Annotated in this window: 12 protein-coding genes; 5 read left to right on the forward strand and 7 right to left on the reverse strand. The window is 63.9% G+C overall.

Annotated elements, in window-relative coordinates:
• Positions 1-49 precede the first annotated feature (49 nt).
• The 5 genes from ACSS7Z_RS07320 to ACSS7Z_RS07340 form a co-directional block, all read right to left on the reverse strand.
• Positions 50-883, reverse strand: a complete 834-nt coding sequence (locus ACSS7Z_RS07320) for an ABC transporter ATP-binding protein (protein ID WP_438253849.1) — start codon at positions 881-883, stop codon at positions 50-52.
• Entirely contained in the window at positions 873-1646 is a 774-nt protein-coding gene (locus ACSS7Z_RS07325; RefSeq protein ID WP_438253850.1) for an ABC transporter permease, read from the reverse strand. Before ACSS7Z_RS07325 ends, ACSS7Z_RS07320 begins: the two co-directional genes overlap by 11 nt.
• Positions 1643-2470 (reverse strand): ABC transporter permease, encoded by an 828-nt coding sequence (locus tag ACSS7Z_RS07330; protein WP_438253851.1) that lies wholly within the window; start codon positions 2468-2470, stop codon positions 1643-1645. Before ACSS7Z_RS07330 ends, ACSS7Z_RS07325 begins: the two co-directional genes overlap by 4 nt.
• Positions 2467-3441 (reverse strand): ABC transporter substrate-binding protein, encoded by a 975-nt coding sequence (locus ACSS7Z_RS07335; RefSeq protein WP_438253852.1) that lies wholly within the window; start codon positions 3439-3441, stop codon positions 2467-2469. The genes ACSS7Z_RS07330 and ACSS7Z_RS07335 overlap by 4 nt, the downstream gene beginning before the upstream one ends.
• A gap of 130 nt (positions 3442-3571) precedes the next feature.
• Positions 3572-4216, reverse strand: a complete 645-nt coding sequence (locus ACSS7Z_RS07340) for a GntR family transcriptional regulator (RefSeq protein WP_438253853.1) — start codon at positions 4214-4216, stop codon at positions 3572-3574.
• Positions 4217-4340: 124 nt separating this feature from the next.
• On the opposite strand from ACSS7Z_RS07340, the gene ACSS7Z_RS07345 reads away from it, so the two are divergent.
• Positions 4341-4553 (forward strand): IclR family transcriptional regulator, encoded by a 213-nt coding sequence (locus ACSS7Z_RS07345; protein ID WP_438253854.1) that lies wholly within the window; start codon positions 4341-4343, stop codon positions 4551-4553.
• On the opposite strand, the gene ACSS7Z_RS07350 is transcribed toward ACSS7Z_RS07345, so the two are convergent.
• Both ACSS7Z_RS07350 and ACSS7Z_RS07355 read right to left on the reverse strand, forming a co-directional pair.
• Positions 4503-5720, reverse strand: a complete 1218-nt coding sequence (locus tag ACSS7Z_RS07350; protein WP_438253855.1) for a MalY/PatB family protein — start codon at positions 5718-5720, stop codon at positions 4503-4505. The genes ACSS7Z_RS07345 and ACSS7Z_RS07350 overlap by 51 nt on opposite strands.
• Positions 5721-5833: 113 nt before the next feature.
• Positions 5834-7135, reverse strand: coding sequence for a DUF1479 domain-containing protein (locus ACSS7Z_RS07355; RefSeq protein ID WP_438253856.1), 1302 nt, complete (start codon positions 7133-7135; stop codon positions 5834-5836).
• Positions 7136-7208: 73 nt separating this feature from the next.
• Between ACSS7Z_RS07355 and ACSS7Z_RS07360 the strand changes: the two genes are divergently transcribed.
• The 4 genes from ACSS7Z_RS07360 (at position 7209) to ACSS7Z_RS07375 (ending at position 13012) form a co-directional block, all read left to right on the forward strand.
• Positions 7209-8336, forward strand: coding sequence for an ROK family transcriptional regulator (locus ACSS7Z_RS07360; protein WP_438253857.1), 1128 nt, complete (start codon positions 7209-7211; stop codon positions 8334-8336).
• The gene (locus ACSS7Z_RS07365; RefSeq protein WP_438253858.1) at positions 8333-10141 is read left to right on the forward strand and encodes an AAA family ATPase; all 1809 of its coding nucleotides are present in this window, start codon (positions 8333-8335) and stop codon (positions 10139-10141) included. Before ACSS7Z_RS07360 ends, ACSS7Z_RS07365 begins: the two co-directional genes overlap by 4 nt.
• Positions 10142-10442: 301 nt before the next feature.
• The gene (locus ACSS7Z_RS07370; protein WP_438253859.1) at positions 10443-11693 is read left to right on the forward strand and encodes a hypothetical protein; all 1251 of its coding nucleotides are present in this window, start codon (positions 10443-10445) and stop codon (positions 11691-11693) included.
• 125 nt (positions 11694-11818) lie between these two features.
• Positions 11819-13012 (forward strand): SNIPE associated domain-containing protein, encoded by a 1194-nt coding sequence (locus ACSS7Z_RS07375; protein ID WP_438253860.1) that lies wholly within the window; start codon positions 11819-11821, stop codon positions 13010-13012.
• Positions 13013-13526 lie beyond the last annotated feature (514 nt).

Genomic DNA, 13526 nt, shown 5'->3' on the forward strand with positions numbered 1-13526 from the left:
CACGTTTAGCGGCAGCAACTGCGACCTGAACAGAGGGGTGGGGCGTGGATCAGGCGCTGGTCGCCTGCTCCTCGCCGCCGGCGTTGTTCTTGGCTCGTTGGATCTCACCGTAGATGTGATGACGCAGTTCCACGAACCGCGGGTCCGAGCGTGTCGTCAGCTGGTCACGCTCATCGGGCAGGTCGATCACGATGTCATCCTGCACGACCGTCGGCCGGTTCGACAGCACGATGACGCGCTGACCGAGATACACCGACTCATCGATGTCGTGCGTGACGAACAGCACGGTGACGCCGAGCTCCTTCCAGATCTTGCGGACGAGATCCTCAAGGTCGGCCCGAGTCTGCGCGTCGACGGCCGCGAACGGCTCGTCCATGAGCAGAACCTGCGGCCGGTAGGCCACCGCGCGGGCGATGGCGACGCGCTGCTGCATGCCTCCGGAAAGCTGCCACGGGTACTTGTCTGCCGCATCGGCGAGTCCGACCGCTGCAAGCGCTTCGCTCGTGCGCTGCTGGCGCTCAGCCTTGGCGATGCCGGCACTCTTCAGCGGCAGCTCGACGTTCGCCTGCACGCTCATCCAGGGGTAGAGACTGCGCCCATACTCCTGGAAGACGACCGCCATGGTCTTGGGTGGCCCGGTGATGGCCTTGCCCTCAAGTTCGAGGCGTCCGGCGGTGGGCGGCAGAAGACCGGCGATGCACTTGAGCAGCGTGGTTTTGCCGGCTCCAGACGGGCCGACGATGCAGACCAGCTGTCCCTGAGGGATGCTGAATGTCAGATCACGGATCGCTTCGACAGCCTCGCCACCGGGAGTCGGTGACGGATAGATCTTGCGCAGACCGTCGACGAGGAGGACAGGGGTGTTGGTGTCTTCAAGATTCACGTTGGACTTCTCTCAATCCGTGGTACCAGCGGAGGATGTAGCGCTCCGTGTAGCGGAACAGCACAGCAAGTCCGAGACCGATCAGGCCCAGCACGAGGATGCCGCTCCACATTTCCGGTATCGCAAAGTTGCGCTGGAATTGGACGATGGTGAAACCGAGACCGGCGGAGGTGTACCAGAGCTCGGAAATCACCATGAGGATCAGGGCGATCGACAGGCACTGGCGCACTCCGGCCAGAATCTGTGGCGCCGCTGCGGGAAGGATCAGATAGCGCAGGCGCGCCATCCGGCCCAGGCCATAGCTGCGGGCGGTGTCACGCTGAACTTCATCGGTGGCGCGAACGCCCTCAACGGTGTTCAGCAGCACGGGCCAGAGCGACCCGAAGATGATCACGAAGACCTGCATCCGCCAGTTGACGCCGATGATGATCATCAGCAGCGGAAGCAGCACGGGCGGCGGGATCGCCCGGAAGAACTCCAGCAGCGGTTCGAGCAGTTGGCGAAGCGGCTTGAATGAGCCGATCAGCAGGCCGAGACCCACGCCGATGATGATCGAGCCGGCGATCCCGAGGAACAGGCGGCCAATGCTCGGCAGCACATCCTCCGCGAGGCGTTCGCCGAACCAGGTGTCGAAGAACGTCGTGACCAGCTCGCCCGGCGTCGGCACGAAGAAGCTGGGATTGACGATCGTGGAGATCCACCACAGCAGCACCAGGACGATCGGCAGGGCGAGTAGGAAGAAGACAGACTTGAGGAGTTTCATCCGGCCACATCCATTCGCACTGAGGTGTGCCAGGCGAGCACGCGGCGCTCGACGAACCGGGCCACCAGATTGATAGCGACGCCGATGAGTCCGGTCGCGAGGATCAGGGCGTACATGCTCGTGATCGCTCCGCCCTCTCGCGTCTCGGCGATCTGCTTGCCGAGGCCAGGAGTTCCGATGATGAGTTCGGCGGTGATCGCGAGGATTAGTGCGACGGCGGCGGCCAAGCGGATGCCGGTCATCAGATACGGCAGCGCGGTCGGCCACATCACGTGCCGAACCCGCTGGAACCGGGTGAGACCGTAGCTTCGTGCCGTGGCATCCGCGACGGGATCCACGTCCTTTGCCCCATAGATGACCTGCAGCAGAACCTGCCAGAACGCGGCGTAGACGATGAGCAGGAGCCCCGCTTGGATCTTCGTGCCGAACAGGAGTACAGCCAACGGGATGAGCGCGACAGATGGCACGGGGCGGAGGAACTCGATCGTCGAATGCGTCAGACGCTCGAGGAACCGGCTCGATCCGATGAGGAAACCGATCACGGTCGCCGCGACTACGGCGATGATCAGACCCAGCGACCAGCTGAGCATGGTGGAGCCGACATCGCGCCAGAAGGCCTTGTCGACGACGTACTCGCCGAAGCGGATGAGTACCTCGCTGGCCGGGGGAACGAATCGGGAATCGACCAGGTTCAGTCGTGAGGCCGCTTCCCAGATAGCCAGGAATGCGATCACACCGACTGCGCCCAGCCAGGGACCGGCCCCAGGCGAGGGGCGACGGCGTAGCCGCCGCACCTCGCTCAGGGTGTTGATGACAGCTGTCACGGCAGCAGGTTATCGAAGTCCGGCTCGGCCTTCAGGACGCCATAGTTCTGGGCGGCAGCGGCGAGCTTCTCAACCGAGGCACGATCCATCTCCGTCGGGAACCTCGGCAGCGTGATCTCTGCGAGAACCTCCGGCGGAGTCTTCGTGTAGGTGCCCATGACCTCGCGCACGACATCCGGGTTGGAGTCAGCGAACTCCAGCGACTTGGTCATCGCGGACTGGAACTTCTCAAGCAGTTCCGGGTCGATGTCGCTGAGGGCGAAGTATGCGGCGATGTCGAGCTTGGGGTCGAAGTCAGCGTAGGCGTAGGTGACGACGTTCAGGCCGGCTTCCAGCGCAGACGTGACGAACGGCTCCACGACGAATGCTGCGTCGACCTGGTCGTTCTCGACGGCCGCGATGGCGTCAGGGAACGGCACCTCGACGAAGTCGATCGTGGAGGAGTCGGCGCCGGCTTCATCGACGACCGAGCGAACGACGGTGTCGTTGATGTTTCCGACGCTGTTGCTCGACACGGTCTTTCCAGCGAGGTCGGCCGGACTGACGATGCCGGAGTCGGCCTTGGAGACGACCGCGCCCATGTCCTGGGTGGTGTCGCCAGTGCTGGAGACAGCAGCACTGACCATCGTGATGTTGAGGCCCTGATCGGCTGCGACCATCAGTGACAGCTGGTTGCTGAAGCCGAATTCGTAGTCGCCGGAGACGACGGCCGGAACGATCGCTGCGCCACCGGTAGCGGTCTCGATGGTGAGGTCCAGGCCCTCGTCTTCGAAGAAGCCCTGGGCATCGCCGACGTAGAGCGGTGCCGTGTCGGCGATCGGAATCACGCCGACCGTGATCGGAGTCAGGTCAGCAGCAGAGCTACTGGTGTCGGCATCGTCGGTGCCTCCTGCGGGGGCATCGGAGTCGGTGCAACCGCTCAAAACCAGAGCGGTGATCGCCGCGAGGGCGAAAAAGCCTGCCTTTTTCATGTCACTCCATTGTGTGAAAGGGGTATGGATTTCGGGTGGCTGCTGTGCCACTCGATTCGATGACCGTACCCGCGCTTTGACAGCGTTGTCAATTCTGTTTACGAGATTGATAACAATCCGCGTTCGACCTTCAGTGGACGGGTGTCGCCTCGGCGAACTGCGTCAGGGTGGCGATGACGCTGCCGACATGGGTCTCCATCGCGGCGCGGGCGCGGTGCGGGTCGCGCGTGCACACGCCCTCAATGATGTCGAGGTGCTCGGGAAATGAGGTGTTCGGTCGACCGGGCACCAGGAACAGCTGGAACTGGTGGCGCACCATCTGGCCGTTGAGCTGCTCAAGTACCCGGTTTGCGGCGGCATGCTCGGCGATGTCGCGGATGGTGCCGTGTAACAGGGAGTTGAGTTCTGAATACCGCATCAGCTCATGGTTCTCGATGGCCTCGCGCATGTCCTCGCCGACCTGGCGGAGAAAGATGATCTGCTCCTCGGTGACTCGTTCGGCCGCTCGGGCGGCGACTAGGCCCTCGACCGACTGGCGGATCTCGGTGATCTCGACCGCTTCCGCCGGCGTAATCTCGCGGACGCGCGCGCCGCGGTTCGGCGTCAGTTCGACGAGCCCTTCCGCTTCGAGTTGGATCAGCGCATTGCGGAGGACAAAGCGGCTTGCGCCGTACTCCTCAGCGAGGTCGGCTTCGATGAGGCGCTGGCGTGGTGCATAAGCTCCGCGCAGGATGGCGGAACGCAATTTACTGCGGACATCGGGATTCTCGGGCACCGGACGTGCTCCTCTCAGGTCTGCAAGATTGTTGACAATCTAGCGCATGGCGACCCGCGGTGATCGCGTTTGTGCTGTTCCGGTCGCACGTGACGCTGCTAAAACGCGGGTGTAGCAGCGCAAAGTGCGACCGGAGCGGGGGTCACGGATCGCATGGAACCTCGAGGAGAGCGAGCCGGGCATCGCGGCAATGTCCATCTCGATCGGTGAGTTCGGAAGTCAGCGGATCGCGATGAGCATCGCTCTGCCGATCTCGCGATTCACCGCCGAACGCGGCGAAAAATGGTCACACGACCTCATCGACATCGCCGATGCGATCGCCCAGGGGCGCAGCTGACGGGGCCCCACGCTCCGCCAGCGCCGAGGCGATCCGCTTGATCGCCTCGGCCATCAGCGGCCGCGGCATCGCGAACACGAAGCGGGTGAAGCCGACGGCGGCTTCACCGCATGCGGCCCCATCGGTCATCGCGACCCCGGCGTGCTCCCGGAACCAGGCGCCGAGATCGCCGGTGAGGCCGGTGTTCCGGAAATCGAGCAACGCGATATAGGTACCCTCCGGCATTGTCACGCGCACATCGGGCAGGTGCGCGGAGACGAGGTCCGCAAGCGTGCGCCGGTTCCCGTCCAGATACTCGACGACCTCGGCCAGCCACCCCTCGCCCTGGGTGTACGCCGCGACGTTCGCCACCGCGCCGATGGTCGATGTACCGTGGCCGGCCCAGCCGCCGGCGCGCTCCCAGAGCGCAGCATCCGCCTCGTTGGAAATGATGATCTGCGCGCACTTGAGGCCGGCGAGATTCCAGGCCTTCGACGCGGATGCTGCGGTAATTGCGTGATTCGCGGCAACGTCGGAGATTGAGGCATACGGGATGTGCTGTGTTGGGGCGTAGACGAGCGGCGCGTGGATCTCGTCCGAGAACACGCGTCCACCGGCGGCCGCCACTGTTTCGGCGATCTGCTCCAGCTCTGCGCGCGTGGCCACCGTGCCGAGCGGATTGTGCGGATTGCACAGCACGAACAGCTCGCCGCCATCGGCGAAGGCTGCGGCGACGGCGGTGTGATCGATGTGCCAGCGGCCGTCGGCCTCGATGCTCGGAACCTCGATGACCCGGCGCCCGTGCATCTGCGGAACCATCAGGAACGGCATGTACGCCGGCGTCGGAACGATGATCGCGGCGCCGGGACTCGTGAAGTGCTCGATCGCGAACTCGAAGGCGGCGATGACGTCGGGGAGCGCGTGCACCTGCGCTGGATCGATCTGCCATCCGTGCGCACGGGCATAGCGATTCGCCGTCGCCTCGGCGAGTGAATCCGAGAGGTGGGTGGGGAGGTAACCGGTGAGCCCGCGTTCCATCGCTGCACTGACGGCCTGCGTGACCGCTGGGGCCTGACCGAAGTCCATCTCTGCGACGAAAGCCCCGATCATGCCGGGAAAGGCCGTCCACTTCATGCTGCCCGCATCACGCAGGTCATCTTCGGTGAGCGCGTCGAATTCCTGGGACATGATCGCTTCCTCTCGCAGGTCACGGAGAACTCCGGGTGAGAGTCCTCCGTGACGAGCGTAACCACGATCTGCGACGAGGAGGCACGCAGCAGCCGACTACGCGCAGCAGCCGACTACGGCTGCGGCAGTGCCGCCGACCGCTCGACGCGACGCGCCTTGCGAGTGATGCCGAGCCCGCGCGCGCCGATCTGGCTGAGCTGCTCCTCGCGGAAGCGGTTCGCCCACTCCACCTCGTAGTCCTCCTTCGGGAAGTCCGCCGGGCTCTCGCCGCGACGGAACCGATCGGCGACATCTTGGGCGTAGGCGGCGTTCTTCGCGCACATGGGGGCGGCGGGAATGTAGATGACGTTGCCCCAGCCCTCCTGCTGCTCAACCGAGGCGACGCCGTGAATCACATCGGAATGCCACCACACCGAGTCGCCGGGCTGCACGGTGGGGATGCCGGCGCGTGCGCGCATGAGCAGTGGATGCCACTCCTCGCTGATGCCGAGGGCCATGCCCTGCGCCGCGCCGCAGAGGGAGTCCTCCGGCACGTCGTCGAGCAGTGGGCGGATGAGGATGTACGCCATCGCCTCGGGGATCGGGACGGTCCAGAGCACACCCTGGTCATCCTGCATCTCACTCATCGCAAGCCACCCCTGGAAGCTGCGGAACACGCTGCACATCGTGGATGACGGGTACTCGTCGACCTCGGTGCGGAAGGCGCCGTCCCACGGGTCGTACGATTCGATGTCGCCGTGGAAGATCGACTCGAACACCTGCTGATAGGCCGGCGTGAACCAGCGCTCGATCGATCCGGAGTCGGTGTGCGCACCCAGGCCCTTCGACGTCGTCCCCGGTGGGCGGCGACGGATGCGATCGGGGTACATCGAGTCCTGATCCGGGTCGAACCAGGTCACCCCGCGCGATTCGCTCTTCCACAGTCGGTTGAGGAAACTCTGCGTCTTCGCAGTGTGCTCGTGCTGGCGCGCCTCCATCTGCGACGGTGACCAGTAGATCGGATAGATCTCCGGCTTCGAAGCATCCAGCGTCCCGAAGAAGTTGTCCGCAGGTCCGCGGTACTGCGTCATGAAATCGTTGCTGTCGACGTAGTTCACCAGGGACTGATCCCACTCGGTCGCCTGTTCGGGGGAGACCTGACCGCGTACGACGGCGCAGCCGCGACGGTGGATGAGATCGATGGTCTCCTGTGGGACGGTGCCGGCCTCGATATCGGCGTACTGCACGATCGGCCAGACGTTCTCGCCGCGGGCGTGCGCGGCTTCGATCTCGAGAACCTTCGGCTCGATGAGCGCTTCGATTCGTTTGAAGTAGGCGCCCACGTCGCCGATCTGCTCACGCAGCATCCGTTTGATGGTCCGTACCGCGGCCGGGAAGTCTTCGGGCGGGGATGTCCAGCTCGTCTGCTCTGACATGATGTCTCCTGATGATTCGGGATTCAGTAAGGTATGATTACTGAATGCGTTGGACCCACCATAGGAGATGCGGATGACGACGTCAACAGGCCCGGGTGTCGACCGCACCGTGCCGCGGCCGGAGCTTTTGGCATCCATTACCGACGCCAGCGTCCTTGCGGCGATCCGCAACGCCGACGAGCCGGCATCGCGTGCGGAGATCGCGCAGGCGACCGGACTCTCCAAGCCGGCCGTCTCCACAGCGGTCGCTCGCCTGGCAGCGCGCGGAGTGCTGCAGGAAGTCGGCATCCGACAAGGGCGCCGCGGTGGAGTCGCCACTCTCTTCCGCATCGATCCGGACCACGGCCGCTCGCTCGCGATCGTCATTCAGAATGATCAGATCACCGTCGTCTCGCGCGATCTCGCCGCCGTTGTGCGCGCCGAGCATCGCGCCGTGGTCGCCCCCGACAGTGATCCGGCCCGCATCGTCGCGCAGACCAACGCTCTGATTGCGGATGCTGCGCGTGAACACGCCGCCCGGGTGCTCGCCGTGACCGTGTCGATCGCCGACCCGGTGGATGCCCGCACCGACAAGCCGGCCGTGCTGGAGCGCTCGGTCTTCCCGGCGGCGCTCATCGACCCGCGCCGGGATCTGCAGCTGCCGGCCGGTGCCGATGTGGTCATCGACAACGACGTGAACTGGGCGGCTCTCGGCGAACTGCGCGAGGGCGCGCTGCGGGAGTGCACGAACTTTCTCTACGTGTACGCGGGGGAGGGGCTCGGCGCCGGGCTTGTGCTGGATGGGCGCCTGTTCCGCGGCAGTTCCGGACTCGCCGGTGAGATCGGATACCTGCGCGCCGACGAGACCCAGGACATCACCCAGCACCTCGCCCGTCTGGGGCTGGGGACTGCCGAGCGCTACGGCCTGGACCCGTCTCGGTTCCCCGGACTCGATGACGAGAGCCTCACCGCGGTTGTGGATGCCCTCGCCCGAGCGGTCGCGAACGCGGTCATCATCGTCAACCCCGAGGCTGTCGCGCTGGGTGGGCCGCTCAGCCGGATCCCCGATTTCGCCGAACGCCTCGGCGACGGCATCCGTTCGCTGAGCATCGATCCGCCACGGGTCATCGTCAGCGCATCGACGCCGCTGCGCGGTGCCGCGATCGAGGCGCATCGGCTTGCGCTCGCGCAGATCGGACTTCCGAAGGAGATGACGGCATGAGCGCCCTGCGCCCCGCGTGGCTGCGCGAATTCGATCTGTCGCTGCCGATCACCGCGCAGTACCTCGTCACCGGAAATGTGCACGATCTGCATCTCGATGGGGATGACGGGCACTTCCTCACGACCGTCGATGCGCTGCTGCGCTGCCTCGTCGAGAATGCGTACGACCTCGTCTACCGCTTCGATCCACTCGAGGGCATTCTGCTCGATCATGCGGGAGCCGGCGTCGTCAGCAACGACTTCTTCCCCGATGCCCATCTGGGCCGCGCAACCGTTGGTGCCATTGCGAAGGTCGCCGATCTCGCGCTGCAGGCGACGGCCGTTTCGCATCTTCGTGTCGCGCTGATCATCGACGGGGCGTCGGCTCTCTGGGTCGACGACATCAGCGTTGAAGTCTCCCGTCTGATGCTCGTGGCTCGCCGGCTTGCCGCGCGGGATTTCGTGGTGGATGCGGTGGATCCTCTTGCTGCGCGTGTCGCAACCAGCGGCAGCGGGCGGGGCGTTTCGCCGCGAAATGCCGTCATCTGGGTCGGTGATGCCGAGGCGGATGCACCCGGATGGCTCCGTGAAGCCGACAGTACTCGTGCGCTGCGGGTGCCGCTGCCGACTCTCGGTGCGAGGCGTCAGGCTGCGATGGAGCTTCTTCCCGCGCTGGACGGCTTTGCCGATTCGGATGCTGATGTGCGCGGTGCCGCGATCGATCTGCTCGCGGCGACCACGCAGGGGGTGACGTTCCGAGGCATCCGAAACATCGTCGCGCTTGCGCGCGATCAGGGAACAGCGCCGGGGAACATCGACGAAGCCGTCCGCAGCCATCTGCTTGGTGTGGTCGACAGTCCGTGGCATGATCCGCATCTGCTGGCGCGCGTGCAGGGGGCTCGCGAAAGCGTGCAGCAGCGCGTTCTCGGACAGGCGCGCGCCGTCGAGCGGTCGTTGGATGTGCTGTTGCGGTCTGCGCTCGGGCTTACCGGTGCCCACCAGGGGCGTCGACGTGGCGGTCCGCAGGGGATCCTGTTCTTCGCCGGCCCGACCGGGGTTGGCAAGACCGAGCTTGCGAAGGCGCTCGCCGAGGTGCTGTTCGGTGCCGAAGACGCCTACATCCGCTTCGATATGAGTGAGTTCTCCGCTGAGCACAGCGAGGCGCGTCTGATCGGCGCTCCTCCCGGCTATGTCGGGCACTCAGCGGGAGGAGAGCTGACGAATGCCGTGCGCGAGCGGCCGTTCTCGGTGCTGCTGTTTGACGAGATCGAGAAGGCGCATCCGCGGATCCTCGACAAGTTCCTGCAGATTCTCGACGAGGGTCGTCTCACCGACGGTAGCGGCAGCACCGTGCACTTCAGTGAATCGCTGATCGTGTTCACCTCGAACCTGGGTGCGGTGGATGCTTTTGTCGAGTCCGATCGAGATGCGCGTCAGCGTCGCATCCTGAACGAGATCCACCGCCACTTCACCACCGAGCTCCAGCGCCCGGAGCTGCTCAGCCGTATCGGTGACAACATCGTCGTGTTCGACTCGATCTCTGCCGCGACGGGAGCGCAGCTGGCCGAGCGTTATCTGGATGCCGTGATCGACACCGTGCGGTTGCGGCGCGGTGTCGCGTTGGAGCTTCAGCCCCAGGTGCGCGCCGATCTGGTCGCGGCAGCGCTGGAGCGGCTGGAGTTCGGCGGGCGTGGCGTTGCGAGTGTGATCGAAGCGGCACTGGTCAATCCGCTCGCGAGAGTGCTGGCGGAATCGGGTGATGCCCGGACGGTTTCTGTGAGGGGACTCGCGCGGGTGCAGGATGCGTGGGTTTTGAGCGTGGCGTAGCCCGGGGCACTCCGATGGAAGTGCTTGTGTGAGTTCTCAAGCTAGTTGGCACACTGAAGGATAGTTGGCACTGATGTTGGCGCGGCTTCTCGCTGCGTCCTGGCATCCGTGTTCTCACACTAGTTGGCATAAATCCAGGAAGAACTTCCTGGTCAACGCACTTTTCATGCGGATGACGTCTCGCTATGCGGTGTCGAGAAGGTCCGCCACGCGGCGGGGCGTCATCAGCCAATGCCGGTCGGTCCAACTGCTGATGTCATCGGTCGCCGATAGACTGCGGGCATTTACTGAGGGAGTACAGATGGCACGTCGTCGTGGTCTTTTCGCTGAGCTTCAGCATCAGGCGAAAGTGGCGGAGCAGCGTCAGCAGGCAGCGATGCGGCAGCAGGCGCAAGCTGCGAAGCGGGCCGAGTCTGCTCAACGCGCTGCGGAACGCGCGAGAATGGCCGCGGATCGCGCTTCCGAGCAGGACCGCAAGCGGCTTGAGCGTGAGGCGGCGTTAGCTTACGCTGCTGCTCGTGTCGCCGAAGCTGAAGAGCTGACTTCTGACCTAAACGGCAAGTTCGCTGAGCTTGATGATGTTCTCGCGGGGACGCTGTCGGTTGATGACTTCGTCGATCTTGAGTCGCTCCGTGCGGTGGTAGTTCACCCGCCGTTCCCGCATGTGGATCTGCAGATACCGATCCCCGCCCCAACGCCGATTCCTGATCCTTCACTGCCGGTAAAGCGAGAACCCGAGCCGGTGAAAGGGCTGTTTGGGCGCAAACAGAAGCAGGAACAGGCGGTTGCTGCTGTTGAGGAGCAGTACGCGGTCGACTACGCAATATGGGAGGCGGCCCGAGAGGAACTGCCCGCTAAGCGTGCGGCGGCGTCGGCTAGGCACGCGGAGGCTGAGCGGCAGCGTGAGCAGAGTCTCGCAGCGGCGATTGCGCGTTATGAAGACGAGAGTGCCGCGCGTGAGCGTGCGGTCTCTGCTCAGAATGAGGAGTTGGATCAGTTGATTGCTGGTCTTGGCTACGGAACTGTGGATGCTGTGCAGGAGTACGTCTCTATCGTGCTTGCCAATTCCACGTACCCGGAATGGCTTGAGATTACGCATTCTGCAAGGTTTGATCCTGCTGAGGCCGAACTAACGATGCGAGTCCTGGTTCCAGGTCCGGGCGTTGTGCCCACATCGAAGCACTACAAGTACACGAAAGCAACGGACGAGATCACACCAGTCGCCGCGACCCAGAAGGATACAAAGGAGCGTTACACCGCACTAGTTCACAACGTTGCGTTGCGTTCGCTTCATGAAGTGTTCGAAGCGGATAGGCGCACGCTGATCAAGACGATTGCGCTCGAGCTCGGAACACAGACGATCAGCCCCGCGACGGGCCAACCGACTTACGTGCCGTTCGTCGCGGTGGCTGCGAGTCGTGAAGAGTTCGACAAGCTCGATCTTTCCGGCGTCGTGCCCGCGGCAACGCTGGAGCACCTTGGTGCTGCCATCTCCAAGAATCCACACGGACTCCTTCCGGTTGTCGCTGGCGGGGTTCGGCGCGCACGATGAGCAGCACTGGTCTGTCGTTTAATCCTCCGCCTGGCTGGCCTCAGCCTCCGTCGGGTTGGGTGCCACCGGCAGGCTGGACGCCGGATCCGTCGTGGCCCGAGCCACCTCTGGGGTGGCAACTGTGGGTGGTCGATTCGCTCGAAGCTCCTCAGCAGAGCGAGGCAGAGGAGCCACTGGAGGAATTTTCTACTGCGAACGAGGAAGTTGAGTACGCGGGCGACTCTGGCCGTCTCGCGTTTTTGGAGGCCGAGAACGCGGCATTGCGCGCGCAAATCACGGAGTCCAGTTCCGCGGAGTACGTGGATCTCGACGATGCGCGCGTGCTGCAAGACGTTGGAATCTACCGTTACCACCATCCCCTGGAGTCCGCTGCGGCGTATCAGGATCAGTTGAGAACTCTGGAGAAGGAGATTGCAGCACTCGTTCTTGCCGGAAACGCGATTGTCCGATCTGAGCTCTTCACGTTCAACAACTCTCTCGCGCAAGGGCGCCGGATGACGGATGACCTCGCCAAGCTCATGCTCCGCGCGTACAACGCCGAAGCAGACAACTCGATTCGTGCTCTCCGTGCCGGCAACGTGGTGACAGCGAAGAAGCGCCTCGATGCGTCGCGCACCGCGATTGCGAAGCTAGGCAAGCTCATGGAAATGCGCATCAGCGACGAGTTCCATGACCTTCGGGTGCGCGAGATTGAACTCACTGCAGACTGGCTCTTCAAGAAACAAGAAGAGCGCGAAGCTGAACGTGAGGAACGAGCGCGCCTTCGAGAACAGAAACGAGTTGAGAGGGAGCTCGCAGAGGAGCGCGCCCGACTAGACAAAGAGCGGTTGCATCTGATCAACACTCTTGCTGCGTTGCAGCAAAGCGGTCATGTTGACGAGGCCCTTGCGCAGCGGTTGTCGGCTGTGGACGAGGCGATTGCGCAGAACGACTATCGAGCGGCGAATATTCGAGCTGGGTACGTGTATGTGATCTCTAACCAAGGCGCGTTTGGAAAGAACGTCGTCAAGATCGGGCTGACGCGGCGCCTTGAGCCTCGCGACCGCATCTTCGAGTTGGGTGGCGCATCGGTACCATTCAGGTTCGATACTCATGCCTTGTTCTTCTCCGAGAACGCGGTCACGCTCGAGGCCGACCTCCACCGCCACTTCGCCGATCGAGCGCTCAACCGTGCCAATTCACGTAAGGAGTTTTTCTTCGTGACACCGGCAGAGGTCCGCGAAGTGCTTTTGAGCAAGGTCGGGAACATTCTCGAGTTCAACGAGAACGTTGAAGCGACCGAATATCGACAATCGGTCGGGCTCTGGCCCGTACCCTAAGCGGCCCCCGAGGGCTCTTAACCGGGTGAAGCGGGTGTAGTTCCCCGGGATGACTTGCGGCACGCTGGGCTTGCCCAGGCTGGAGCGACGACACGGGAATCATGACCCGCGCGGGTCACCGCACTGCACCCGCGGCGTTTATCCAACAGCGCGCCGCGGACGATCTGAGGAAGAACGTGAACTCGCGTACTGGCTCGCAAACGAACGTAAGAAGGCGCCCGCGCAATTCATCCCGGAACAAGTCGAACGGCTCGCAGCACTTGCGGTCCTTGCGGACAATCGAGGGAACCAAACACGCGACAGCGCCATCGCGCAAGAAGATGCGTAGTCGAAGGCTGTCCACGATAGGGGCCATTTCGCTCGACCGGCTGGTGAGGCGGGTGCGGTCGGTACGCAACTGGCCTGCGAAGGGAAAAGGTTAGAGCACACGTCGGCCGATCTGCGTCCTGGCATGGCGGGGATGGAGCTCGCCCTGGTTGCCCGCGGATCCGTAGGTGTGGACGTAGATTGCCGG

The sequence above is a fragment of the Microbacterium wangyouchuni genome, from assembly GCF_051546305.1.
Lineage (GTDB): Bacteria > Actinomycetota > Actinomycetes > Actinomycetales > Microbacteriaceae > Microbacterium.